Annotated in this window: 20 protein-coding genes; 9 read left to right on the forward strand and 11 right to left on the reverse strand. The window is 71.5% G+C overall.

Annotated features, from left to right (window positions below):
• The first annotated feature begins 103 nt into the window (after positions 1–103).
• Positions 104–1,477, forward strand: coding sequence for a cation:dicarboxylate symporter family transporter (locus ACH4S9_RS21825; protein ID WP_385349435.1), 1,374 nt, complete (start codon positions 104–106; stop codon positions 1,475–1,477).
• A gap of 75 nt (positions 1,478–1,552) precedes the next feature.
• On the opposite strand, the gene ACH4S9_RS21830 is transcribed toward ACH4S9_RS21825, so the two are convergent.
• On the reverse strand, positions 1,553–1,996 hold the full coding sequence (locus ACH4S9_RS21830; protein WP_311728714.1) for a MarR family transcriptional regulator: 444 nt from the start codon (positions 1,994–1,996) through the stop codon (positions 1,553–1,555).
• Between the two features lie 114 nt (positions 1,997–2,110).
• Between ACH4S9_RS21830 and ACH4S9_RS21835 the strand changes: the two genes are divergently transcribed.
• Entirely contained in the window at positions 2,111–3,913 is a 1,803-nt protein-coding gene (locus ACH4S9_RS21835) for an ABC transporter ATP-binding protein (RefSeq protein ID WP_398373605.1), read from the forward strand.
• A 72-nt stretch (positions 3,914–3,985) separates the two neighbouring features.
• On the opposite strand, the gene ACH4S9_RS21840 is transcribed toward ACH4S9_RS21835, so the two are convergent.
• The 5 genes from ACH4S9_RS21840 to ACH4S9_RS21860 all read right to left on the reverse strand — a co-directional run bounded on the left by ACH4S9_RS21840 (position 3,986) and on the right by ACH4S9_RS21860 (position 9,722).
• The gene (locus ACH4S9_RS21840) at positions 3,986–4,954 is read right to left on the reverse strand and encodes an acetylxylan esterase (RefSeq protein WP_398373606.1); all 969 of its coding nucleotides are present in this window, start codon (positions 4,952–4,954) and stop codon (positions 3,986–3,988) included.
• Positions 4,955–5,092: 138 nt separating this feature from the next.
• Positions 5,093–6,136 carry a LacI family DNA-binding transcriptional regulator gene (locus ACH4S9_RS21845; RefSeq protein ID WP_311728711.1) on the reverse strand — a complete coding sequence of 348 codons (1,044 nt, stop codon included), beginning with the start codon at positions 6,134–6,136 and terminating at the stop codon, positions 5,093–5,095.
• Between the two features lie 218 nt (positions 6,137–6,354).
• Positions 6,355–7,179: a hypothetical protein gene (locus ACH4S9_RS21850; protein WP_385349463.1), complete on the reverse strand. Its 825-nt coding sequence runs from the start codon at positions 7,177–7,179 to the stop codon at positions 6,355–6,357.
• 201 nt (positions 7,180–7,380) lie between these two features.
• Positions 7,381–7,617: a hypothetical protein gene (locus ACH4S9_RS21855; protein WP_311728710.1), complete on the reverse strand. Its 237-nt coding sequence runs from the start codon at positions 7,615–7,617 to the stop codon at positions 7,381–7,383.
• Positions 7,618–7,745: 128 nt separating this feature from the next.
• Entirely contained in the window at positions 7,746–9,722 is a 1,977-nt protein-coding gene (locus ACH4S9_RS21860; protein ID WP_385349428.1) for a glycoside hydrolase family 127 protein, read from the reverse strand.
• Between the two features lie 223 nt (positions 9,723–9,945).
• On the opposite strand from ACH4S9_RS21860, the gene ACH4S9_RS21865 reads away from it, so the two are divergent.
• From ACH4S9_RS21865 to ACH4S9_RS21880, 4 genes are all read left to right on the forward strand, one after another.
• Positions 9,946–11,058 carry a family 43 glycosylhydrolase gene (locus ACH4S9_RS21865; protein WP_398373607.1) on the forward strand — a complete coding sequence of 371 codons (1,113 nt, stop codon included), beginning with the start codon at positions 9,946–9,948 and terminating at the stop codon, positions 11,056–11,058.
• Positions 11,058–12,506 (forward strand): RICIN domain-containing protein, encoded by a 1,449-nt coding sequence (locus ACH4S9_RS21870; protein ID WP_385349422.1) that lies wholly within the window; start codon positions 11,058–11,060, stop codon positions 12,504–12,506. The genes ACH4S9_RS21865 and ACH4S9_RS21870 overlap by 1 nt, the downstream gene beginning before the upstream one ends.
• Before the next feature lie 117 nt (positions 12,507–12,623).
• On the forward strand, positions 12,624–15,167 hold the full coding sequence (locus ACH4S9_RS21875) for a beta-L-arabinofuranosidase domain-containing protein (protein ID WP_398373608.1): 2,544 nt from the start codon (positions 12,624–12,626) through the stop codon (positions 15,165–15,167).
• A 61-nt stretch (positions 15,168–15,228) separates the two neighbouring features.
• Positions 15,229–16,236: an aldo/keto reductase gene (locus ACH4S9_RS21880; RefSeq protein ID WP_398373609.1), complete on the forward strand. Its 1,008-nt coding sequence runs from the start codon at positions 15,229–15,231 to the stop codon at positions 16,234–16,236.
• A gap of 73 nt (positions 16,237–16,309) precedes the next feature.
• On the opposite strand, the gene ACH4S9_RS21885 is transcribed toward ACH4S9_RS21880, so the two are convergent.
• From ACH4S9_RS21885 to ACH4S9_RS21900, 4 genes are all read right to left on the reverse strand, one after another.
• Positions 16,310–17,113: an alpha/beta fold hydrolase gene (locus ACH4S9_RS21885; RefSeq protein WP_398373610.1), complete on the reverse strand. Its 804-nt coding sequence runs from the start codon at positions 17,111–17,113 to the stop codon at positions 16,310–16,312.
• 71 nt (positions 17,114–17,184) lie between these two features.
• Positions 17,185–17,952: an enoyl-CoA hydratase-related protein gene (locus ACH4S9_RS21890; RefSeq protein WP_311728704.1), complete on the reverse strand. Its 768-nt coding sequence runs from the start codon at positions 17,950–17,952 to the stop codon at positions 17,185–17,187.
• A 9-nt stretch (positions 17,953–17,961) separates the two neighbouring features.
• Complete coding sequence (locus ACH4S9_RS21895) at positions 17,962–19,281, reverse strand: hypothetical protein (RefSeq protein ID WP_398373611.1); 1,320 nt, start codon at positions 19,279–19,281, stop codon at positions 17,962–17,964.
• Entirely contained in the window at positions 19,278–20,882 is a 1,605-nt protein-coding gene (locus ACH4S9_RS21900; protein ID WP_398373612.1) for an amino acid adenylation domain-containing protein, read from the reverse strand. The genes ACH4S9_RS21895 and ACH4S9_RS21900 overlap by 4 nt, the downstream gene beginning before the upstream one ends.
• A 514-nt stretch (positions 20,883–21,396) precedes the next feature.
• On the opposite strand from ACH4S9_RS21900, the gene ACH4S9_RS21905 reads away from it, so the two are divergent.
• The 3 genes from ACH4S9_RS21905 (at position 21,397) to ACH4S9_RS21915 (ending at position 24,735) form a co-directional block, all read left to right on the forward strand.
• Entirely contained in the window at positions 21,397–22,044 is a 648-nt protein-coding gene (locus tag ACH4S9_RS21905; RefSeq protein WP_398373613.1) for a TetR/AcrR family transcriptional regulator, read from the forward strand.
• Between the two features lie 66 nt (positions 22,045–22,110).
• On the forward strand, positions 22,111–23,211 hold the full coding sequence (locus ACH4S9_RS21910; RefSeq protein WP_398373614.1) for a CobW family GTP-binding protein: 1,101 nt from the start codon (positions 22,111–22,113) through the stop codon (positions 23,209–23,211).
• Between the two features lie 87 nt (positions 23,212–23,298).
• Positions 23,299–24,735, forward strand: a complete 1,437-nt coding sequence (locus ACH4S9_RS21915; RefSeq protein WP_385349404.1) for an FG-GAP-like repeat-containing protein — start codon at positions 23,299–23,301, stop codon at positions 24,733–24,735.
• 73 nt (positions 24,736–24,808) lie between these two features.
• On the opposite strand, the gene ACH4S9_RS21920 is transcribed toward ACH4S9_RS21915, so the two are convergent.
• Positions 24,809–25,846 (reverse strand): LacI family DNA-binding transcriptional regulator, encoded by a 1,038-nt coding sequence (locus ACH4S9_RS21920; RefSeq protein WP_385345943.1) that lies wholly within the window; start codon positions 25,844–25,846, stop codon positions 24,809–24,811.
• Positions 25,847–25,878: the final 32 nt, after the last annotated feature.

Raw genomic sequence — 25,878 nt, forward strand, 5'->3', positions numbered from 1 at the left:
GCTTGTTACACGCGGCTCTTCCGTGGAACCTCGCGCTCCGCCATAGTGGCGCATCGCGGAATTTATTTTCCGCATCTCAGAAAACGAGCCCGGAGGTGTTCACGTGCCGCTCGCCGCACCATCCCTTCCCCTGCGCGCCCTGAGACTGCTGCGCACCTCGCTGTTCACGCAGGTCGCCTGCGCTCTCGTGCTCGGAATCGCCGTCGGGCGCCTCTGGCCGGACGTGGGCACGGCCGTCCAACCGCTCGGTGACGGATTCGTGCGTCTGATCAAGGCGGTGATCGCCCCGCTGGTCTTCTGCGTCGTCGTCGCCGGGATCGCCAAGGCGGGGGACCTCAAGGCCTTCGGGCGGATCGGGCTCAAGGCCCTCATCTGGTTCGAGGTGGCCTCCACCGTGGCGCTGGTCCTTGGTCTGCTGGCGGCCAATCTGACCGGCCCCGGCGCCGGAATGCACGTCGACCCCGCCTCGCTCGACTCCTCCGCCGTCGACGACAAGACCGGCGGCGGGCATCTGCCCTCGACCTCCCAGTTCGTCCTGGACGCGCTGCCGGAGAGCGCAGTCGGAGCCTTCGCCCAGAACTCCCTGCTCCAAGTGCTCGTGCTGGCCTGTCTGGTGGGCGCGGCGCTGCTGCACCTGGGCAAGACGAAGGTGCCCGCGATCCTGCCGGCCGTCGAGCAGGCTCAGGAAGTCGTCTTCGCGATCGTCGGCTTCATCATGAGGCTCGCCCCGCTGGCGGTCTTCGGCGCCATGGCCCACCTGGTCGGCCAGTACGGGATGGGGGCCCTGACGACCTACGGCAAGCTGATCGCGCTCTGCTACGGCGTCGCGCTGCTCTTCCTGGCGCTGCTCGGCCTCGCGCTCAAGGCGATCACCGGGCTGAGCCTGTGGAAGTTCGTCAAGTACACCCGCGAGGAGATGCTGCTGGCCCTCGGCACCGCCTCCAGCGAGACCGTGCTGCCGCGGGTGATGCAGAAGCTGCGCGCGGCCGGGTGCCGGGACGACGCGGTGGGGCTGGTCCTCCCCACCGGATACTCCTTCAACCTGGACGGCGCCTCCATCTATCTGTCCATCGGCACGCTGTTCATCGCCCAGGCGGTCGGCGTGGATCTGAGCCTGGGGCAGCAGATCACCGTCGTCCTCGTGCTGATGCTCACCAGCAAGGGCATGGCGGGCGTGCCCGGTTCGGCCTTCCTCGCCCTCTCGGCGACCGCCTCCGCCCTGGGGGTGATCCCCGCGGCCGCCGTGGCGCTGCTGCTCGGCGTGGACCGGATCATGGACTCGATGCGGGTCGCGACCAATCTGCTCGGCAACTGTGTCGCCGTCTTCGCCGTCTCGCGCTGGGAGGGCGCGCTGGACGCGGCGAAGGCCAAGCGTGTGCTGGCGGGGGAGGAGCCGGCCGTCGATGAGGAGCCCGCGCAGGACGCGGCATCGGCCGAGGCCGCCCCGCCCGCGGCGTCCCCCGCGTCCGGGCGCTGAGCCGACGTCGCCGGGCGCGGCGGCACCGGGCGCGGCGTCTCGGGGCGGGTGCAGCGCGTCCCGGCGACGGGCGCCTCAGTAGCGGCCCTGATCGGGTGTGCCGGCGAGCGTGTCCAGCAGCTCGCCGAGCACATCGCGCTGCCGGTCGGACAGGGGGGCCAGGATGTCCTCCGCGGCGGCCCGGCGCGCGTCGCGCAGCGCGCGGAGCGTGGCGCGGCCGGTGTCGGTGAGCTCGACGCGCACCACCCGGCGGTTCTCCGGATCGGGCGCACGGCGCACCGAGCCGTGCGCCTCCAGAGCGTCCACCAGCGTGGTCACGGCGCGCGGGACCACCTCGAGCCGCTGGGCGAGGTCCGCCATGCGCGGCGGCCGGTCGCAGTGGGCGACCGTGCGCAGCAGCCGGGACTGGGCGGGGGTGATGCCCAGCGGTTCCATGTGCCGCTTCTGGGCGCGGTGCAGTCTGCGGGTCAGGCGCAGCAGCTGCTCCGCGAGGATGCCTGAGGTCTCGGGCGTGGGCATGATCGCAGTCTATCAGGACAAGGTTCATTGTGAGTATAGGTAACAATGAGCTATGCTCTGAAAGGCCGCGCCGTCAGCGGCCACAGGTCGTCCGCCCCTGCCCTGAAGGAGCCCATGCACCACGACACATCCCCGTGGACCCCACCTGCCGCCGACCCCGACCAGCCCGCCCAGCTGCGGCGCATCCTCGGACTCTTCCGCCCCTACCGCGGCCGCCTGGCCCTTGTCGGCCTGCTCGTCGCCGCCTCCGCGCTGGTCTCCGTCGCCTCGCCGTTCCTCCTCCGCGAGATCCTCGACACCGCGATTCCCGATCGCCGCACCGGACTGCTGACCCTGCTCGCCCTCGGCATGATCGCCGCCGCTGTCGTCACCAGCGTCTTCGGCGTGCTTCAGACACTGATCTCCACGACCGTCGGCCAGCGCGTCATGCACGATCTGCGCACCGCGGTCTACGACCGGCTTCAGCGCATGCCGCTCGCCTTCTTCACCCGCACCCGCACCGGCGAGGTGCAGTCCCGGATCGCCAACGACATCGGCGGCATGCAGGCCACCGTCACCTCCACCGCGACCTCACTGGTCTCCAACCTCACCAGCGTCGTCGCCACGGTCGTCGCGATGCTCGCCCTCGACTGGCGGTTGACCGTCGTCTCGCTGCTCCTGCTGCCGGCGTTCGTCCTGATCAGCCGCCGGGTCGGGCGCGAGCGGAAGCGGATCACCTCGCAGCGCCAGAAGCAGATGGCTTCCATGTCCGCGATGGTGACCGAGTCCCTGTCGGTGAGCGGGATCCTGCTCGGCCGCACGATGGGCCGGTCCGAGTCGCTGACGCGGGAGTTCGCTGGGGAGTCCGAGCGCCTGGTCGGCCTGGAGGTGCGCTCCAGCATGGCCGGGCGCTGGCGGATGTCCACCATCGGCATCGTCATGGCCGCCATGCCCGCCATCATCTACTGGGCCGCCGGCATGGTCCTGGACTCGGGTGGCCCCACGGTCTCCATCGGCACACTGGTCGCCTTCGTATCGCTCCAGCAGGGGCTGTTCCGCCCCACGGTCAGCCTGCTGTCCACCGGAGTGGACATCCAGACCTCCCTCGCCCTCTTCCAGCGCATCTTCGAGTACCTGGACCTGCCGATCGACATCACCGAGCCGGCCGAGCCCGTGCGGTTGGAGAAGGTGCGCGGTGAAGTCCGTTTCGACCATGTCGACTTCTCATACGAGCAGGGCGAGAAGGGCGCGCTCAGTTCCATCGACCTGACCGTCCCGGCGGGTGGCAGCCTGGCCGTGGTCGGACCGACCGGCTCCGGCAAGACCACCCTCAGCTATCTGGTGCCGCGGCTCTACGACGTGACCGGCGGCCGGGTTCTGATCGACGGAGTGGACGTTCGCGACCTCGACTTCGACACCCTCTCGCGCGCGGTCGGAGTGGTCTCCCAGGAGACCTATCTCTTCCATGCCTCCGTGGCCGACAATCTGCGCTTCGCCAAGCCCGACGCCACGGACGAGGAGATCGTGGCGGCCGCGCGGGCCGCCCAGATCCACGATCACATCGCCTCGCTGCCCGAGGGCTATGACACCCTCGTCGGCGAGCGCGGCTACCGCTTCTCCGGCGGTGAGAAGCAGCGCCTGGCCATCGCCCGGACCGTACTGCGCGACCCGCCCGTCCTCATCCTCGACGAGGCCACCAGCGCCCTGGACACGCGCACCGAGCACGCCGTGCAGGAGGCCATCGACACCCTCTCCGCCGGGCGGACCACGATCACCATCGCCCACCGCCTGTCGACCGTCCGGGACGCCGACCAGATCGTGGTCCTCGACGGCGGCCGCATCGCCGAGCGGGGCAGCCATGACGAACTGCTGGTCATGGGCGGGCGGTACGCCGCCCTGGTGCGGCGCGACGAGAGCCTCGCGGCCCCGGCCAGGTGAGCCCCCGCCAGGTGAGCCCCGGCCGGTCCGCTCCGCTCCGCTCCCGGGAGGGATCGGCGGGGCCGCGCCCGCTCACCCGAACAGGCCGCGCAGAAACGCGATCTGCTCGGCCTGCTGGTGCACGCCCCCGCCCTCGTGGCCGTTGAAGGCCCACACCTTCAGGTCCTTGTCGCCCGCGTAGTGGTTGTACGCGGCGAACCCGCAGGACGTGGGGGTGACCGCGTCGCGCAGCGCGGTCGAGAAGAGCGCGGGGGCGTTGGCGCGGGCGGCGAAGTTGAGCCCGTCGAAGTGGTCCAGCGTGGCCAGGACCTGATCCGCCAGATCCCGGCGGCCGGCGCAGAACCGGGCCACCTCCCCGTACGGGTCCGCGTCGGTGATCTCCATGGCGCGGCGGATATGCGTCATGAACGGCACATCGACCAGCGCCCCGGTCAGATCGGGCACCAGCCCGGCCGCCGCCAGGGCCAGACCGCCACCCTGGCTGCCGCCGCTGACGACGATCCGCGCCGCGTCGACCAGCGGGTGCTCGCGGGCGGCCGCCACAGCGCGCACCGCGTCGGTGTAAAGACGGCGGTAGTAGTAGTCGTCCGGGGACAGAATGCCCTTGGTCATCTTGCCGGCGGCCTCGGGCCCGGTGCCGCCGACCGGATCGGGCGTGGTCCCGGGGTTGTTCGGGGACGTGCCCTGGCCACGGCTGTCCATGACGAAGACCGCGTAGCCCACCGAGGGCCACAGCAGCCAGTTGTGCGGCAGGCCCCGCCCGCCGCTGTAGCCGATGTACTGCACCACGCACGGCAGCGGGCCCGTCGCCTCGCGCGGCGCCAGCAGCCAGCCGTGTATCCGGTGCCCGCCGAAGCCGGAGAACTCCACATCGTAGGTGTGCAGTCGCGCCAGCCCCGTGTCCGTCTCGGTGAACACCGAGTCCAGGGCGTGCTCGCCCGCCTCGGCGAGGGTGCGGTCCCAGAAGGCGTCGAAGCCCTCGGGCTCGGGCAGGGACGGCCGATAGGCGCGCAGCTGGTCCAGGGGCATATCGACGAACACGGCGGAGGTACCTCCCGGGTGAGTGGTGCGACGGTGCGGGCGGGTCGGGCGCAGAGCTCTGGTAAGCGCTTACCATAGCGCTGTCGCTCATCGCCGTACATGATCGTCCGGATGTCCGGTCAGTGTTCGACTTCTCGGTCACGAGAGAACGCCGGGCGGAGGCGCGGTGCTGGAGCGGACCACCAGCCGGGTGGACAGCTCCGTCCGGGTGCCCTCGGGCACCTCGCCCGACATCAGCCGCAGCAGACTGCGCAGCGCCGTCGCCGCCATCTCGGACAGCGGCTGGCGCACCGTGGTGAGCGCGGGCGTGACCCAGCGGGCCTGCGGCAGATCGTCGAAGCCCACCACACTGATGTCGTCCGGCACCCGCAGCCCTCGCTCCGCCAGCGCCTGATACACGCCGAGCGCCATCTGGTCGGAGCAGGTGAAGACGGCGGTGGGCGGCTCGGGCAGCTCCAGGAGCTCGCACATTCGCTGACGGGAGACGCCCTCGTCGAAGTTGCCGTACCGCACATAGTCCGGCGGGACGCGCAGCCCGGCCGCCGACATCGCCGAGCGGTATCCGGCGACCCGGGCGCTGCTGCACTGCTTCCGCCGGTATCCGCCGATCACCGCGATCCGCCGGTGCCCGAGGCCGATCAGATGCTCGGTCGCGCTCACCCCGCCCTGCCAGTTGGCGGCGCCGACGGAGGGCACCCCGGGAGGCGGGTCCAGCACGGGGTCGATCATCACAAACGGGATGCGGTGCTCGTCCAGCCACGCGTACTGGGTGGGCGTCAGCTCGGCGAGGTTGAACAGCACCCCGGCACTGCCGCGGGCGCACAGCTTGTCCAGCCAGCCCCGCTCGGGACGGCCGCCGCGGGTGCGGGTGAGCCCGGCCGACACCACCACGTCGAGACCCGCGTCGTACGCGGCCTGCTCCACGCCGTGCAGCACCGCCCCCGACCACGCGGTGTCCAGCGAGTGCACCACCAGGTCGATCAGCGCCGGCGGCTTGGACGCCTCGAAGCGGGGCCTGCGCACATACCCCAGGCGGTCCAGCACCTCGGTGACCCGGCGCCGGGTGTCCGGGGCGACGTCCTCCCGGCCGTTGACCACCTTCGAGGCGGTCGGCACCGACACCCCCGCCTCGCGGGCGATGACCGCCAGGGTAGGACCCGTCGACCCCGAGGATCGCGCCATCGAGAATCCCCTTCCGTCCCCACCGGTTGATGCGAAAGTTTCGAATACGGGCGCTTAGCGCCCGAGATGTTGACCGGATAGCAACCGGTCCCTACATTAAGGCGCCCCAAGTCAACGGGGAAGCCCTCGGAATTGAGGATTCAACATCGCTCGAAACTTTCGAAAAACCGAGGACAGGCCCCGTACGCTGGGGGGCGTACGGGGCCGCGGTACGGGTGCTACAGGCCGTACCGGCTCTTCAGATGGCGCCAGAAGTCGCGGTACATCCACTTGTCGAACTCGGTGATGCGGTCGGCCGTCCCCGCCTGCATCAGGAAGCCGCCGACACCGGTCGGGGTCCAGTCGTAGAAGTCGTCCAGACCGTAGGTGTGGCCGATCTCGTGGAGCAGGATGTGGATGTTGTCCTGGTTCACCGCACCGACCATGTACTCACTGCCGATGCGCTGGCCCCAGTCGCCGCCCGCGCCGCCGCCGAAGCCCTTGGTGAGCCACAGCGACTGGTCGTAGTGGCGCGCCGCGCCGCCGGGGCACTTGGAGTAGTTGCCGTCCTGGTGGAAGAAGCGGCCGCAGTCGGGGGAACATTGCGGCGCGCCTTCGCTCTCCAGCCCGGTGTAGATGTCGACCGAGTTGTCGGTCCACTGGAGGGTCGAGCGGTTCTTGACGGCCCAGCCGACGATCTTGACCGGGACGTCGTTGTACGGGAAGCCCTCGAAGCCCGCGACGGAGTCGATCCACTTCTTGGACTGCCGCTTGAGGGCGGTGTGGATCTGGTCGCGCAGCGCGGCACTGACGGGCTGGTCGGATTCCCAGCGGACGCAGTAGTTCAGGCTGCCCTTGTTGGCCATCACCTGGTCCCAGCCGTAGTTCTTGAAGCCGTACAGGTTCGGGTAGGTGGACTCGACGTGCTTCCAGACCTCGTTCAGCGGCTGGACGAGGTTGCTCGGCGGGTTCCAGGTGTCGGCCGTCGCCGAGGGGGCGGCCACCGCGGGGGCGGAGAAGCCGATGACGGACAGCGCCCCGGCCGCCACGGCGACCAGGAGCATTCGGAGTTTTCTCAAGAGCGGCATGGCGGCTCGCTTCCGGGTCGGGAAGTGGACGCGGGCGGCACGCCCCCGTGGAGGGGCGGTACGGGTACGTGCCGGCCCGCGACGGTTGGTCGCCGCCGCTCATCGAAACGTTGCTGCCCTGCCCGCCGAAAATCGCCGCCCCTGTTGCCACCGCCGGCGCGATCGCCACCGCCGCTGCTAGCGCCGCCGTCGCCGCTTGCGGCGCTTGCTCCAGAACCAGCCCGCCGGGGGCTCGTCGGCGCGCCACGGCTGAGGCTCGGGCGCGCGGCGCCGCCAGCGGGCGGTCAGCATCCGGGTGCGCGCGGCGGGCTCGGACACCTCCGCGCCCCGTATGAACTCCTCGTCCAGCACGACATCGTCCCAGTCGCCTGGGTCGCCGGGGTCCGCTCCCCGGTCTGTGGAGCCGGTGCTCAAGGCGCACCTCCCGTTCGCCGGTGCCCTCGGGCACAAGACCGTGTTCCTCGGCCGGACAACGTCCGGGCCGTACGGTGAGTTCCACGGCTCGTACGAGGGCCCGTCGAGCGGGTCGTCCGCACAAGCCCTTACACCGGGATCCACACCCGCATCGCGCCGGCCTCGCGGTTGGCCCACGCGTAGTAGGGGATCGCCGTCACCCGGACCGGCTCGGCCGCGGGGGAGCCCGGTCCGCCGGCCGAGCCGGCCGCGCCGGGCGCCTTGGCGTCGGCGTACGGCCACCAGCCCTCGGGCCGGATCCGGGGGCGCAGCGCTCCGGCGGTGATCGCGGTGACCCCGCCGAGCAGCTCCGGCCGATGCCTGGCGGTCGGCGTCGCCGCGGGGTCGAGCCGGACGCGGTCGAGCCGCAGCCCGTCCGGCTGGTCCGGCTCCTCCAGGCAGTACACGAGCGGCCCGCGCTCGATCGCGACGCAGCCGCGCACCGCGTCCACCCGGGGGTCGGGACGGGTGAGCCGGGGGCGCAGCGGCAGGTCGAGCACCACCGTCTCGCCCGGCCGCCAGCGACGCCGCAGCCGCAGCCAGCCGTTCTCGGCGCGCGGGGCCACCGGCTCGCCGTTCACCGTCACGCCGTACTTGTCCGCCCAGTGCGGGACGCGCAGCGACAGAGTCCACTCGCCGTCTCCGGGGACCTCGTCCACCACGACCGCGATCCGGCCCTCCCAGGGGTAGCCGGTGCCCACCCGCACCGCTCCGCCGCCCGCCGCGTATGAGCCCGAGGCGTACTGGTGCAGCTGAAGGCCGTCCGCGTCGCCGCTGGCCACGTAGTGCGGCAGCGAGGCCAGCAGCCGCATCACGTTCGGCGGGCAGCAGGCGCAGCGGAACCACTCCGTGCGGCGCGCCCCCTGGTCGCCGTGCGGGCCGGTGTAGTCCTCGCGGACCTGGAGCGGATTGACGTACAGCCAGCGGTCCCCGTCCAGCGAGACGCCCGACAGGAATCCGTTGTACAGGGTGCGCTCGATCAGATCGCTGTAGCGGGCCTCGCCCGTCAGCAGCGCCATGCGCCAGCCGAACTGGATCGAGGCGATGGCCGCGCAGGTCTCGGCGTACGCCCGGTCCGGCGGCAGTTCGTACGCGTCGCCGAACGCCTCCAGGTCGTGCCGGGAGCCGACGCCGCCGGTCAGATAGGCCTTCGTGGCGGCCATGTCCTCCCACAGCCGCACCAGCGCCTCCCGTAGCCGCGCGTCGCCGGTCTCGGCCGCCAGATCCGCGGCCCCGGCGAGCAGATACAACTGGCGCACGGCGTGCCCGGTGACCTCGGTCGCGTCCCGCACCGGGGCGTGGTCCTGCCAATAGGGGGCGCCGGGGCGGCGGTCGGCCTCCCGGTCCTCGGCGCCGTCGCCGAGGGTGCCCTGTCCCCGCCGGTCCATGAAGTAGGCGGCGAGGTCGAGATGGCGCCGCTCGCCCGTCTCCCGGTACAGCTCGACCAGCGCGGTCTCGATCTCCGGGTGTCCGCACACCGCGTCCACCGGCTTGCCGGGGCCGAAGGTGGCGTCGATGTGATCGGCGAACCGCACCGCCACATCGAGCAGTTCGGCGCCTCCGGTGGCCCGGTGGTGGGCGACCGCGGCCTGGATGAGATGGCCCGCGCAGTACAGCTCATGTCCCCAGTGCAGTTCGGACCAGCGCTGGGCGCCCGGTCTGACCTGGTAGTACGTCTGGAGGTAGCCGTCGGTGTCCTGCGCGGCCGCCACCAGCTCGATCAACCGGCCGACCTCCCGGGCCAGTTCCCCGCCGACCGTCCCTGCCGTCCCGGCCGCGCCCGCCGCCCCGTCGGCCAGCTGCCAGGACGCGGCCTCCAGCCACTTGTGCACATCGGAGTCCTGGAACTGGAAGTCGCCGGTGAACCCCGGCGACTTCGCCCCGGCGGCCGCGCGCAGATTGTCCAGGTTGCCGGCCTCCTCGAGCCTGCGCGGCCCCTGCGCGATGCTCACCTCGGCGTTGACGCGGCGCCTGGCCGCCCAGAAGCCGCCGGTGATACGGGCCGCGGTGGCCGGGCGCAGCGCGGTGTGCGCCCCCTCGGAGAGCCGGATCGGTCCTGCGGTCATCTGCCCACCACTTCTTCCTGGTCACAGCTCTGGAAACCGGTTGTTGCGGCGAGCCTAGGTAAGCCTGGTCTCCGCAACAAGCCTTCAGTCTCGACGAGTGAACTGAGGCCGATCCACAGTGTTTTCGAAAGTTTCGCACCTCCCACAGGGCCTGTCAGAACTCATCAGAAGCCTTAATCTCCGAACAAAATCGATCACGGGGGTCCGTCATCGGGAGACAGACATGAGCCGCAGTGAACAGCAACCCGGCCGCCGGCTGGTCCTCAAAGGCGCCCTCGCCGTGGGCGCCGTCGTGGGCGCGCCCGGCCTGGCCCATGCCGCGGACCGGGACGCCGCGCCGGGCGGGCGCCGGGCGGAGCCGTACCGCAATCCCCTCGTCCTCCAGCGGGCCGACCCGCACATCGTCAGGCACACCGACGGCTACTACTACTTCACCGCCACCGCACCCGAGTACGACCGCATCGTCCTGCGCCGTTCCAGAACCCTGAACGGCCTGGCCACCGCCGCCGAGTCGGTGATCTGGAGGAAGCACGCGAGCGGCGACATGGGCGCCCACATCTGGGCGCCGGAGATCCACTTCATCGACGGCAAGTGGTACGTCTACTTCGCCGCCGCGCCCGCCAACGACGTCTGGAAGATCCGGATGTGGGTGCTGGAGAACGCGAGCGCCAACCCGGTGACCGGCACCTGGACCGAGAAGGGCCGGATCGCCACCCCGCTGGACACCTTCTCCCTCGACGCCTCCACCTTCGTCCACCAGGGCACCCGCCATCTGGTCTGGGCCCAGTCCAACCCGGACGTCGGCAACAACTCCAGCCTCTACATCGCCCGGATGGCGAACCCGTGGACCATCACCGGCCCGCAGGTGGAGATCTCACGCCCGACATACGACTGGGAGACCCGCGGCTACAAGGTCAACGAAGGCCCTTCGGTCCTCCAGCGGAACGGCCGGGTGTTTCTGACGTACTCCGCGAGCGCCACCGACAGCAACTACTGCATGGGGCTGCTGACCGCCTCCGCGGGCAGTGACCTGCTGGCCCCCGCGTCCTGGGCCAAGAGCCCGACACCGGTCTTCACCAGCAATGACACCACCAAGCAGTACGGCCCTGGACACAACTCCTTCACGGTCGCCGAGGACGGCCGCACCGATGTCCTCGTCTACCACGCGCGCCAGTACAAGGACATCGCCGGCGATCCGCTGTACGACCCCAACCGGCACACCCGCATCCAGACCCTGCCCTGGAAGGCCGACGGCACCCCGGACTTCGGCATACCGGTGGCCGACGCGCCCGCGCGCGGGCAGGGGACGGCGATCCACCCGAAGGAGACTGCGTGATGCCCGCCCCGCGGATGAGGCGCCCCCGCCTCTGGGCGCTCGTGGCCGCCGTGTGCGCGGCCCTGCTGGCCCCGCTGATGGGCGCCTCCGGCGCCCAGGCCGCCCCGGTGACCGTCCTCAATGGAACGCAGTTCGCCACCACCTCGGGCGATCCGGTGCACGCCCACGGCGGCGGAGCCATCAAGGTCGGCGCCTACTACTACTGGTTCGGCGAGAACCGGAACACCGACAACACCTTCCGCTATGTGTCCGCCTACCGCTCGAAGGACCTCAAGAGCTGGGAGTTCCGCCGGCACGTCCTGACGCAGGCGACCGACCCCGAGCTGGCGAAGGCCAATATCGAGCGCCCCAAGGTCCTCTACAACCAGCGGACCAAGCAGTTCGTCATGTGGATGCACAAGGAGAACGGCACCGACTACGGCGAGGCGCGCGCCGCGGTCGCCACCTCCCCGACCGTCGACGGCGACTACACCTGGCGGGGCAGCTTCCGCCCGCTCGACCAGCACATGTCGCGGGATATCACACTGTTCCAGGACAACGACGGCACCGGATACATGGTCTCGGCGGCCCGGGAGAACTACGACCTCCAGATCTACCGGCTGACCGACGACTACACGGGTGTGGCGAGCCTGGTGGCCAACCCGTGGCCCGGCGGCCACCGCGAGGCGCCCGCGCTCTTCAAGCGCGGCAATGTCTACTTCATGCTGACCTCCGGCGCCACCGGCTGGAATCCCAACCAGCAGAAGTACGCCACCGCGACCGACCTGGCCGGGCCGTGGACCGAGATGGCGAACATCGGCGACGCCACCGCGTACGGCTCCCAGACCGCGTACGTCCTGCCGGTACAGGGCGACGGGGCGACGTCCTATCTGTATCTGGGCGACCGCTGGGGCAACTCCTTCGGCGGCAAGGTCAACGACTCCCGCTATGTGTGGCTGCCGCTGTCCTTCCCGACCTCCCGCACCATGACGATGGACTGGTTTCCGCAGCTGGCCGTCGACACCGAGGCGGGCACCGTGACCGGCTCCGGCGGGCCGTACCGCACCCTCGTCGCGCGGCACAGCGGCAAATGCGCCGACATCACCTCCGCCTCGCAGACGGACGGCACCGCGGCCGTGCAGTACACCTGCAACGGCGGCGGCAACCAGCTGTTCTGGTCCAAGGACGCCGGAGGCGGCTATGTCCAGCTGATCGCCCGGCACAGCTCCCAGTGCCTGACCGTCAGCGGCGGCTCCGCCGACGACGGCGCCAAGGTCGTCCAGTCGTCCTGCGGCACGGCGGCCGGCCAGCAGTGGCAGGCCACGGACACCGGCGACGGGTATGTCCGGCTGACCTCCCGGAGCAGCGGCAAGTGTCTGGACGTCGCGGACGAGTCCACCGCGGACAAGGCCGCCCTCGTGCAGTGGACCTGCACCGGCGGGACCAACCAGCAGTGGAAGCGCGGCTGACCGGTCCGGTGCCCTGGTGCGGCTGGGACTGTTGACTTCCAGGGAGGGGCCGGTAGCGTCACCGTGCGCAACATGTCGGACATTGTTCGTAATTTCGAACCTCTGTGAGGGAAGAACATGAACGAACCAGTCGACAGACGGCACTTCCTCGCCACCACGGCGTCCGGCGCCGCGGCCGTCGCGCTCACGGCAGCGGCCGGTGGCACGGCCCTGGCGGCCGCCCCGGCCGCCTCGGCCGCACCCCGCGGCCGGGCGCGGGCGGTCACCGCCGTCCGGCCCTTCCCGCTCGGCTCCGTCACCCTGCTGCCGGGCCCCTTCAAGGACAACCAGTCCCGCAACACGGCCTATCTGCGGTTCGTCGACATCGACCGGCTGCTCCACACTTTCCGGCTCAACGTCGGCCTGCCCAGCAGCGCCCAGGCCTGCGGCGGCTGGGAGAGCCCGACCACCGAGCTGCGCGGCCACAGCACCGGCCATCTGCTGTCCGGTCTTGCCCTCACCTACGCCAACACGGGCGACACCGCGCTGCTGGACAAGAGCCGCAAGCTGGTGTCCGCGCTCGCCGCCTGCCAGGCGAAATCCCCGGCAGCGGGCTATGGCCAGGGCTATCTCTCGGCCTTCCCGGAGGACTTCTTCGACCGGCTGGAGTCCGGCTCCGGGGTGTGGGCGCCGTACTACACCATCCACAAGATCATGGCCGGGCTGGTCGACCAGCACCGGCTGGCGGGCAACGCCGAGGCCCTGGACGTCGTGCTGCGCCAGGCCGCCTGGGTGGACACGCGCACCGGCAGGCTCGGCTACGACCAGATGCAGCGGGTGCTACAGACCGAGTTCGGCGGCATGAACGAGGTGCTGGCCGATCTGCACGCGATCACCGGCGACACCCGGTGGCTGAGGGTCGCCGAGCGCTTCACCCACGCCCGTGTCTTCGACCCGCTCGCCCGCAACGAGGACCAGCTCGCCGGGTTGCACGCCAACACCCAGATCCCCAAGATGGTCGGCGCCCTGCGGCTGTGGGAACAGGGCCTGGCCGGCCGCTACCGCACCATCGGCGAGAACTTCTGGAAGATCGTCACCGACCACCACACCTATGTCATCGGTGGCAACAGCAACGGCGAGGCGTTCCACGAGCCCGACGCCATCGCCGCCCAGCTGTCCAACAACTGCTGCGAGAACTGCAACAGCTACAACATGCTCAAGCTCACCCGGCTGATCCACTTCCACGCGCCCGACCGCACCGACCTGCTCGACTACTACGAGCGCACCCTCCTCAACCAGATGCTGGGCGAGCAGGACCCGGACTCGGCCCACGGCTTCAACATCTACTACACCGGCCTGGCACCCGGAGCCTTCAAACAGCAGCCGTCCTTCATGGGCACCGACCCGAACCAGTACTCCACGGACTACAACAACTTCTCCTGCGACCACGGCAGCGGCATGGAGACCCAGGCCAAGTGCGCCGACACCATCTACACCTACGCGGACCGCAGCCTGCTGGTGAACCTGTTCATCCCCTCCGAGCTGCGCTGGCAGGAGAAGGACATCACCTGGCGCCAGACCACCGGCTTCCCCGACCAGCAGACCACCACCCTCACCGTGGCCTCCGGCACGGCCTCCCTCGAACTGCGGGTGCGCATCCCCTCCTGGGCCACCGGCGCCCGCGCGGCGCTCAACGGCACCACCCTCCCCGACCAGCCCAAACCCGGCAGCTGGCTGGTCATCGACCGCACCTGGAAGGCCGGCGACCGCGTCGAGGTGACCCTGCCGATGGCGCTGAAGCTCGACCCCACGCCCGATGACCCGGACGTCCAGGCCGTGCTGTACGGGCCGGTCGTGCTCGCCGGGGCGTACGGCAACCGCCCCAATATGACCATGCCGCGGCTGGTGAAGGACTCGGTGCGGCAGCAGTCCGGCGCCACGCTGAAGTTCACCGCCACCGCGAGTGGCGAGACCGTCACCCTGCTCCCGGTCGCCCGTGTCCACCACCAGAACTACAACGTGTACTGGCTGACCGGCGAGCCGCCCACCCCGCCGCCCGCCTTCGCCGCCTGGCACCGCTTCGACGAGACCGGCGGGACCAGCGCCGCCGACGCCACCGGCAACGGCAAGACCGCCACGCTCACCGGCGGCGCCTCCTGGACGGCCGGGCGGACCGGTGGCGCCGTCGCGCTGGGCGGCACCGACGGATACGTCGCCCTCGCCGACGACCTCCTGGCCGGGGCCACCGCGTACAGCGTGGCGCTCTGGGTGCGGCTGGACGGCCAGGACACGGCATGGACCCGGATCTTCGACATCGGGACGGGCGTGACCGCCAACATGTTCCTCACCCCGCGCGCCGACTCCGGCAAGCTGCGCTTCGCCATCACCGCGGGCGGAGGTGGTGCAGAACAGCGCATCGAGGCCGACCCGCTGCCGACCGGCCAGTGGACCCATGTCGCCGTGACCTACGGAGCGGGCACCGCCGTGCTGTATGTGAACGGACGCGAGGTGGGCCGCAACGCGCAGATCACCGTGGAGCCCCGCCACTTCGGCAACCACATCCGCGCCGCCTACCTCGGCAAGTCCCAGTACCCCGACCCGTACCTCAAGGGCGCGCTCGACGACGTCCGCGTCTACGGCAAGACGCTGACCGCGGCGGAGGTCACGGCCCTGGCACAATGACCACGATTGACACCAAGGTCGAAAACGAGACAAGAACAGAACGGGAACGAGGACGACGCACATGGTCTATCTCGCCGCCGAGAACCGCTACGGAACCATGCAGTACCAGCGCTGTGGGCGCAGCGGGGTGCTGCTGCCGAAGGTTTCCCTCGGTCTGTGGCACAACTTCGGCGACACCCATCCGCTCGAGACCCAGCGCGCGGTCCTGCGCCGCGCCTTCGACCTCGGCGTCACCCACATCGATCTGGCCAACAACTACGGCCCACCGCCCGGCAGCGCCGAGTCCAACTTCGGCACGATCTTCGCCCAGGACTTCCGCCCGTACCGCGACGAGCTGTTCATCGCGAGCAAGGCCGGCTACCTGATGTGGCCGGGCCCGTACGGCGAATTCGGCTCGCGCAAGTACGTCCTGGCCAGCCTCGACCAGTCCCTGACCCGGATGGGCCTGGACTACGTCGACGTCTTCTACTCCCACCGCTTCGACCCGGACACGCCCCTCGAGGAGACGATGGGCGCGCTGGACACCGCGGTGCGGCAGGGCAAGGCGCTCTACGCGGGCCTGTCCAACTATCCGCCCGAGGCCATCGAGCGGGCCACCGCCATCCTGAAGGAGCTGCGCACCCCGTACCTGATCAACCAGCACCCGTACTCCCTCCTCCACCGCGACGTGGAGGGCGGGGTACTGGAGGCCTCCGAGCGGGCGGGGGTCGGCGTGATCGCCTTCTCGCCGCTCGCCCAGGGACAGCTCACCGACCGCTATCTCAACGGGGTGCCCGCCGACTCCCGCATGGCGGTCGGCCACTTCCTCAAGCGCGAGGTGCTCACCCAGCAGCGGCTCGCTCTGCTGCACGCCCTCAACAAGCTCGCCGAGGGCCGTGGCCAGACCCTCGCCCAGCTGGCGCTGGCCTGGGTGCTGCGCGATCCGCGGGTGGTGTCCGTGCTGATCGGCGCGAGCAGCGTCGCCCAGCTGGAGCAGAACGTGGCGGTGCTCGACTCGCCGGCGTTCACCGACGCCGAACTGGCCGAGATCGACCGGCTCTCGGCCGAGAACGGCGTCGCGATCCCCTGACCGCCCCGCCCCGTCCGGCCGGCGCCCCTCAGCCGCCCGGACGGGGCGCCGGCCGGACCCGCCCGGACAGGGGCTACGCGGCCCCGGGCCCGCCGAGCCCGGCGGTCCACTCCTCGACCAGCTCGATCAACGCCTCCGGCCGGTCCTCGTGCAGATAGTGGCCGCACTCCGGCCATGCCTCGACGCGGGAGTACGGGTGGGCGAGCGCGGCGCGCTCCCAGTCGGCCGCCGCCTCGCTCGAGTACACGCCCAGCACCGGGCAGCGGCGGCGCGTCAGATACGCCCGCGCCGCCGCCCGCGCCCCGAAGGCGTCCGGCGCCAGATACATCCCGTCGCGGCAGCGGGCGAGCACCTCCGGGTCCATGGCCGCCATCAGCCGCTCATGGCGGGCCCGCACCCCGGGCGGGGTGTGCGGCCCGAAAGCCCCGCGGACGAACTTCAGCGCCCACCCGGCCCCCTCGGCGCGCAGCGCCTCCTGCTCGGCGGGCACCCGGGCCAGCTCCGCCTCGTCCGCGCCGTACGCCGGGTCCAGCACCACCACGGCCCGTACCAGCGCGGGGTGCTCGACGGCCAGGGCGGTGACGATCTGCCCGCCCATCGAGTGGCCGACGGCGACGACCGGACCGGTGTCCAGGCGGTGCAGCAGGGCCGCGAGATCGGCGGCGAAGTCCCGCGGCCCGTAGCCCTCGCGGGGCGCGGGGGAGCGACCGTGGCCGCGCAGGTCCGGGGCGAGCACACGGTGCCGGCGCGACCACGCGGCCAGGTGCGGTGCCCACTCCCCGGCGTCGCCGCCCCAGCCGTGCACCAGCAGCAGCGGGGGAGCGCCCGTACCGCCCCGGTCGCAGTGGAGCGGCACGGCGGACGGGCGCGTGGTCATGCTGGCTTCCTTCTGGTCGGGGACGGCTGCGGCAGATCCTGCCAGAAAGCGCTTTCGCCCGCGCTGCCGGCTCAGTGGCCGGTGAAGCGCGGGGCCCGCTTGTCGAGAAACGCCCGCATGCCCTCGGACTGGTCCTCGGTGGCGAACAGGGCGTGGAACGTCCGCCGTTCGAACAGCAGCCCCTCGCGCAGCCCCACCTCCAGGGCCCGCTCCACCGCCTCGCGGGCGGCCCTGACCGCGGTCCTGCCGTACGACGCGATGGCCGCGGCCGCCTCCGCCACCTCCTGCGCGAGGCGTTCGTCCGGCACCACGCGGGAGACCAGTCCGCAGCGCTCGGCCTCCCGGGCGTCCATCGTCCGGCCGGTGAGGATCAGATCCATCGCCTTGGCCTTGCCCACCAGACCGGTCAGCCGCTGCGTGCCGCCGATGCCCGGGATCACGCCCAGCTTGATCTCCGGCTGGCCGAACACCGCGGACTCGCCCGCCAGGATCAGATCGCACATCATGGCCAGCTCGCAGCCGCCGCCCAGGGCATAGCCGCGGACGGCGGCGATCTTCGGGGTGCGCAGCGCGGCGAACCCCTCCCAGCCCGCGAAGAAGTCCTCCTCGGCCATCTCGGCGAAGGACTTGGCCGCCATCTCCTTGATGTCGGCCCCCGCGGCGAAGGCCCGCTCGGACCCGGTGATCACGAAGCAGCCGACGTCCGGGTCGAGGTCCAGCGGTGACAGCGCCGCGACCAGCTCCGTCATCACCTCGCTGTTCAGCGCGTTGAGCACGGTGGGGCGGTGCAGCCGCGCGGTGACCACACGCCCATGCTGTTCGATCTTGATGACATCCATGGTGTCTCCCTACGAGTCCCAGATGGCGCCGTACGCGGGGATCCCGCGGCGCTCCATGCCGTGGACGACCTGCCAGGTCAGCTTCTTGTTGGAGATGCAGATCACCGCCTCCGCCCCGAACTCGGCGTACGCGGCGTAGGCCAGCTCGACCATGTCGGGCTTGCCGTGTTCGGAGGTGTCCCAGATCAGGGCGTCGGGCTGGACCGCGAGGATCTCGTCGACCAGCCCGTCGCCGTAGGTCCGGCGCGGATCGCGGGTGGCCCAGACCAGGCGGGCCGGGACCTCGCGGGCCAGCAGATGGGGCAGGCACGGGCCGATGCCGCTGCCGGTGGCCACATAGATCACCTTGGTGAACAGGGTCTCGATGTTGGCCACGCCCGCCGTGGTGATGCCCTTGACCCAGACGTGGGAGGGCAGGTCGTCGATGAACTTCCCGGTCCAGTCCCCGGCGCGGGAGATGGTGAGGCGGAACCCCGCCTGGCCGGGGGCGGGCACATTGGCGAACGAGTGCCACTCCAGCAGCGGGTTGCGGCTGACGGCCGTGGACGACCCGGCGAACGGTGTCACGCCGTGGTCGAAGCGGACGAGCGCCACATGCGAGGAGGGGCGCTCGATGGCCACCGGCACCCGGCGCAGCCGCAGCCACGGCAGGGCCACGCTGAAGGTCAGCACGGCCACGGTCCACAGCTCGGGGGCCGTCAGCAGGGCGTCCGCGGCGGAGCCGCCGCCCCGCTCGTCGAGCGTGGTCAGCACGGTCTGCGCCCACAGCAGCGCGAGCGCCGCCCAGCCGCCGAAGCGGTGTGCCTTCTCGAAGTGGTCGTGGAACCGCGCCCGGAAGGGCGGCAGCGCGGTGGCCACGATGGCCACCAGCAGCCCGAGCAGCGCGTACGAGACGGCGAGCGTGGCGGCCGGCGCCCCGTGCCGGGTGAGGGAGCCGACCAGGGCCAGGAACCACAGGGCGCCGGCGGTGGCCCCGCCGACGTGCAGCCCGCCGAAGTGGTAGACCTTGGCCAGGGCCCAACGGATCCGCAGCGGCCAGCTGGTGGGCGCCGCGGTGGCGAGCCGGAACAGCAGATTGATGACGTACTGCTGGCGGACCACGATCGCCAGCAGGAAGTTCGCCAGCGCGGCGTGGGAGAGGGTCCGCGGCCCGAGGCCCCCGTCCGGGCGAGTGGCGAGAAAGGCCAGGTTGACCGTCCACACCAGCAGGATCAGCCGGTTGTAGTGCATCAGGCGCGGATGCTTGAGGAGCCGTCGCGGCAGCGAGGTCGGCGGCGGCAGCGCCACCTGTGCCTGGTGCGCCGGGGCCGCGGTGCGGGCAGTGGTCACGACGCCACCTCGCCACTCGTCCGGCGCTCGGCGGCCAGCCGCAGCAGCGCCACCTTGTCGACCTTGCCGCGGCTGGTGAGCGGCAGCGCCGCCATCGGGTGCACCGCCCGCGGCACGCAGTAGTAGGGGAGGGCCGTGGCGACGGCACGCCGCGCCGCCTCGGGGTCGAGGTGGGCGGGCGAGACAAAGGACACCAGGCCGGTGTCGTCCGGCTTCAGCGTCACCGCGCGGGCGCAGCCGGGCAGTGACTCCAGTACCGCCGAGACGGAGTCCAACTCCACGCGGAACCCGCGCACCTTCACCTGGTCATCGGTTCTGCCCAGGTGTTCCAGCTCGCCGTCGGGTGTCCAGCGGCCCAGATCGCGGGTGCGGAACATCATCCGGCCCCCACCCAGGAAGGGGTCGGGCACATAGCGCTCGGCGTTCAGCTCGGGGTTGCGGAGGTACCCGGCGGACACCCCGTCGCCGCCCGCCCACATCTCGCCCGTCTCGCCGATGGCGCAGGGCCGGCGGTCGGGGCCCAGGACGTACACGGTGTTGTTGGGGGTGGGACGGCCGATGGTCAGCCGCAGCGCGGCCGGGTCGTGGCGCTGCATGGTGTTGACGATGGTGGTCTCGGTCGGGCCGCACGCGTTGTAGAAGGCGCAGAAGCGGGCCCACCGGTCGGCGAGCCGGCGCGGGCACGGCTCCCCGGCCACGGCCGCCACCCGCACCTGCCGGCACTGGTCGGGGTCGAGCCGGCTGAGCACGGTCGGGGTGGCGATGACCACGTCCACCCGCCGTACGGTCTCGGCGATGTCCTTGCCGCGGATGACCAGCGTGGCGCCGTGGCTCAGGCAGCCCAGGATCTCCCACGCGGCCATGTCGAACGCCACATTGAGGATCTGGCCCACCCGCGTTCCCGGTCGCATGCCGAGGTCGCCGGGGGCGGTCAGCAGGATGTTGCAGACGTTGCGGTGGGTGACGGTGACCCCGTTGGGCCGTCCGGTGGTGCCGGAGGTGAACAGCACATAGCACCCGTCGTCGCCCCGCGGCGGCCGGGCGGGCCGGAACGCGACGGTGTCCCGGGCGCGGTCCAGCGGCTCCGCCATCACGGTGTCGATCGCGACGAGGACATGGCCCTCGGGCACCGGTATCCGCTCCGCGAAGCCGGACGTCGTGAGGATCACCCGGGCCCGGGAGGTGCGGATGACATGGTCCAGCTGGGGGCGTGGGGTGAGCCCGGCGTCCTGCGGTACGTACGCGGCTCCGGCCTTCAGCACGGCCAGCAGGCCGACCAGCATGGGGATGGAGCGCCGCACGCATAACGCGACATGGTCGCCGGGGCGCACACCGAGCCCGGCCAGATGTGCCGCCAGCCGGTTCGCCTGCCGGTCCAGCTCTCCGTAGGTGATGGTGGCGCCGAGGTGTTCGGCCGCGAGGGCGAACGGATCGGTGGCGGCGTGCCGTTCGAAGGCGTGGTGGACACAGGCGTGGGGCACCGCCGCCACCGGGCCCCGGCCGAATCTCTGGAAGAGGTGGCGGTCGTCCTCGGACAGCTCGTGCAGCGGGTGTGCGGACCAGGCCGGTGCCGCGGCCCGTTCGCTCGGTTCCTGGTGCATGGTGTCGATTCCCTCCGCGGTGATGGGGGCCAACCGCCGGTGTGTGCCGCTTTGTCCGGGCATGGGGGCGCACGTGGCCGGCGTGCCAAGCCAGATGTTCGGTATATCGTGCAGTGTTCGACTTGAAATTCGACTGAACGTGCCGGAGCTCGCCAGGGGCGGCGGGTGTGGGGCAGGCGACGAGCCGTGTGTGTCGAAGAGTCGGCGCTCGGCGCTGATCGTGGTGCGCGGGGCCCGGCCCGGGTCACACGGGCATCGTGTGGCGCAGGTGCATCAGCCGTCTCTCTTGTTGAGAGCTTAAGGACCCGGCGGGTGGCTGCGGAAGACGGCTGACAGGCGCAAGTCGGCCAGGATCCCACTAGAGTCCAGTGGCGCGGAATGGTATGGCTTGCGGAGTTGATGCCGACCTGGCGGTGGAGCGAGCACGGCTGCGGACGAGGAACCGTTCGACCGCCGGGGCGGCGCGCGTGGCCGAGACTGGTCATCGCCCCTGCGGGGGTTACGGTTGCGTCCCATGAGCGGTGAGACGGGCCTGCGGGAACGCAAGAAGCAGCGGACGTACCGGACGATCTCCGAAACGGCGATCTCCCTGTTTCTGCGGCACGGCTTCGACCAGGTGTCCGTCGCCGATGTGGCCGCCGCGGCCGAGGTGTCCAAGCCCACCCTCTTCCGCTACTTCCCGACCAAGGAGGACCTGGTGCTGCACCGGTTCGCCGACCACGAGGACGAGGCGGGCCGGGTGGTGCGGGAGCGCCCGGCGGGGCAGTCGCCTCTGGCCGCGCTGCGGCAGCACTTCCTGACCGGGTTGGAGCGGCGCGACCCGGTCACCGGCCTGAGCGACGCGGAGGGTGTCCTGGCGTACCACCGGCTGCTGTACGGCACGCCCAGCCTGGTGGCCCGGCTGTTCGACTACGTCAGCAGATCGGAGGCGGCGCTGGCCGCGGCGCTGGGCGTGGCGCCGACGGGGGGCGGCGAGCCGGACGACCTGACGCCGCGGCTCGCGGCGGGGCAGATCATCGCGGTCCAGCGGATCCTCGCCCTGGACAACTGGCGCCGGATCGACGCCGGTGCGACCGCGGACGAGGTCCACCCGGGCGCGGTGGCCGCCGCCGACCGGGCCTTCGCCATGCTGCGGTCCGGGCTCGCCCCGTACGCCGGATAGGATGAGCGGCCTCAACCACCCCCCCATGAGTCGCCGCACACGCATCGCTGCAACGGAGTCGCAACCTTGACCACCAGGCGGATCCCGGTCGTTCTCGTCACTGGTTTCCTGGGCTCCGGAAAGACCACCATGCTCAACCACCTGCTGCGCGGCAGCGTGGACACCCGCATCGGGGTCATCGTCAACGACTTCGGGAGCATCAACATCGACGCGATGGCCGTCGCCGGCCAGGTCGACTCCATGATCCCGATCGAGAACGGCTGTCTGTGCTGCGCCGCGGACTCCACCGAGATGGACGAGATGCTGGCCCGGCTCACCGAGCCGTCGCTCGGCATCGAGGTCATCGTGATCGAGGCCAGCGGTCTGGCCGAGCCGCAGAGCATGATCCGTACGCTGCTCTCCAGCGAGAACGAGCACATCCTGTACGGCGGGCTGATCGAGGTCGTCGACGCCGCGGAGTTCGAGAACACCCGCGAGCGCCACCCGGAGCTCGACCGCCATGTGCGCGCCGCCGACGCGGTGGTGCTCAACAAGGCCGACCGCGTTTCGGAGCAGGAGCGCGCCCGGGTGCTGGAGACGCTGGCCCGCATCGCCCCGGGCGCCCCCGTGGTCACCGCCGAACACGGGCGCGTGGACCCCGGCTTCCTCTTCGACCGCGGCCCCGGCGCACCGGGCGGGGAGCGCTACCGCCAGCTCTCCTTCGCCGAGGTGTGCACGGACGAGCACGACTGGCACGAACACCTCCACCACGCGTACCAGAGCGTGGAATTCACCGCCGACCGGCCGCTCGACCCACGCCGGTTCCTGGAGTTCCTCGACGGCCGGCCCGCCGGGCTCTACCGGATGAAGGGGTTCATCCACTTCGCCGCCCCGGGCCACGACCGGAAGTTCGCCTTGCACGCGGTCGGCTCCTACCTCCGCTTCCATCCCTCGGAGTGGGCGCCCGGCGAGGCGCGGATGACCCAACTGGTGATGATCGGCGCCGGAATCGACGCCGAGGCCCTCACCAAGGAGCTGACGGACTGTGTGGCCGCCGCCCCGGAGACCATCGCCGACCAGCACATGATGGGCATCCTGCGGTACGTCCAGGAGCGGACGGACGAGCTGGGCGCGGATGAGCCGGACGTCGAGGAGCCCGTGCCGGCCGACGCGTCACACACAGATTGATCGCGCCCGGCGCACAACCGTCGCCGCCGATCGGCAGTCCTCCAGGGTGTACCCGAGATGAAACCTGTACCAACAGCAGGAGGACTTGTGCGTCATCGCTCCATTGCCACCGCCGTGCGCTGCGCGATGGTGGCCGCACTTGTGACCACCCCGGCCTTACTGTCCGCTTCGGCCGCGGGCGCCGCCGAGCGGGGCGCCACCGGCACCTCCCTCGCCGGGGCCGCGCCGCGGGCCGACTTCAACAAGGACGGCCACCCGGACCTCGTCGTCTCGGCCCCCGCCGCCACGGTCGGCGGCAAGACCCGCGCCGGCTATGTCGCGGTGGTCTACGGCTCGGCCACCGGGGCGGATACCACCCACCGGCAGATCATCAGCCGGGCGACCGCGGGTGTCCCCGGCGACCCGGCGGACGGGGCCTGGTTCGGCTACCGCACGGTCGCCCGGGACCTGGACGGCGACGGCTACACCGACCTGGCCGTGCAGTCCCAGGGCGACTCGCCCGTCACCGTCCTGTGGGGCTCGGCGGGCGGGCTGACGGGCGGCACCGCGCTGTCCGACCAGACCAGCACCGACGGCCCTGGCCTGACCGGAGGCGACTTCAACGGCGACGGCCACGCCGACCTGGTCGCGGAGGGCACCGGCGAGGGCGAACTGCGCGTCCTGTACGGCCCGTTCACCCGCCAGGGCGCCGCGGCCACCGCGAACACCCTGAACACGGGCCGCACCTTCGGCCCGACCGAGATGGTCGCGGGCGACATCAACGGCGACGGCTCCGACGACCTGGTCACCAACCACGCCTTCGAGGAGATGTCCGAGGCGAGCCTGTACTGGAAGGGCGGCGCGAGTGGCCTGGGCTCGGCACCGACCCGGATCGACCACGCAGCCTCGGGCACCATCGGCGACGTCGACAAGGACGGCTACGCCGACCTGATCATCCGGACCGTCCCCGGCAACGTGGTGGAGAACCTCCCGTACGACCACGGCACCATCAAGGTCCTCTACGGCTCCGCGAGCGGCCCCGGCGCCACCCGCACCAAGGTCATCGACCAGAACACCGCGGGCGTGCCCGGGGTGAACGAGGACGGCGACCAGTTCGGCTACTCGCTGAGCGCCGGTGACGTCAACGGCGACGGATACGCGGACATCGCGGTCGGCATCCCGTACGAGGACCTGGACGGCGGCGTGGACGCGGGCAGCGTCGTCCAGCTCTACGGCGGCGCGGGCGGGCTCAGCGGCACCGGCGCCCAGGCCTTCACCCAGGACACCGCGGGCGTCCCGGGCGTCGCGGAGGCCGGGGACCACTTCGGTGCGGCCGTGCGGCTCGGGGACACCGACGGCGACGGCAAGGACGACCTGGCCGTCGGCGCGCCCGACGAGGACGGCACCTACACCTCGAGCGGCGCGGCCTGGGTGCTGCGCGGCGGTACGGGCGGGCTGACCACCACCGGGGTCGTCTCCTTCGGGCCGAACGCGCTGGGCGGCCCCGAGGCGGGCGCGCAGCTGGGCCGCGGCTTCGCGCGGTAGCGCGCCGCCACACGGCCGCACAGCGGGAGGGGCGCGGGCGCCGCGGTACACACGGCGCCCGCGCCTCAGCGCCTCAGGCCGATTCCCGGATCACGAGTTCGGTGGGGAGGATGACCCCGGACGGCTTCTCGCCGCCGATCTGCGCCAGCAGCACCCGCACCATCTCGGCGGTGATCCGCTCCCACGGCTGGCGGATCGTGGTCAGACCGGGGCTGGCGGCCAGCGCGGCGGGGGAGTCGTCGAACCCGGCCACGGCGACGTCCTGGGGCACCCGCCGCCCGGTCCGCCGCAGCGCGGCCAGCACGCCCTGGGCCATCAGGTCCGAGGCGACGAAGACGGCGTCCAGGTCGGGCGCCCGCTCCAGCAGCTCGGCCGCCGCCCGCTCGCCGCCGGCGCGGCTGTAGTCGCCGGAGACCACCAGCTCCTCGTCCGCCGCCAGGCCCGCCGCCGCGAGCTCCTCGCGGTATCCGGCGAGCCGGTCGACGCCGCCGGGGGTGTCCAGCGGGCCGGTGACGGTCGCTATGCGGCGGCGCCCGCTGTCCAGCAGATGGCGCACCATGTCGCGGGCCCCGGCCCGGTCGTCGGCGGCGACGTAGGCGATCTCCGGGCTGGGGACCAGCGGTTTGCCGCAGGCCACCAGCGGCACCCCGGCCTTCCGCAGCCGGGTGGCGAGCGGGTCGCCGGAGTGGCTGGAGACCAGCAGCACCCCGTCGACATGGCCGCCGGTGAGAAAGCGCATGATCCGCCGTCGCTCCGGCTCGTCGCTCGCGCTCATCAGCAGCAGCGTGATGTCGTGTGCGGCCAGCGCCTGGGTGCAGCCGCGCAGCAGCACACTGAAGTTGGGGTCCTCGAAGAACCGCTCCTGTGGCTCGGTGAGCAGGAAGGCCACCGAGTCCGACCGGCCGGTGATCAGCGAACGGGCGTGCCGGTTGACGACATAGCCGGTCCTGCGGATGGCGGCGTTGACCGCCTCCAGCGCCGCCGGGCTCACATAGTGCCCGCCGTTGAGGACGCGCGAGACGGTGCCGCGCGAGACCCCGGCCTCGCGCGCCACGTCATGGATGGTCGGCGGCCGTCGTCGGCCGGGGGTGCTGTTGCCGGTGCGGCTCATGCGCGTTCTTATCTCTCCAGACATCGCTTCGT

It is taken from the genome of Streptomyces sp. NPDC021225 (assembly GCF_044332865.1).
GTDB lineage: Bacteria > Actinomycetota > Actinomycetes > Streptomycetales > Streptomycetaceae > Streptomyces.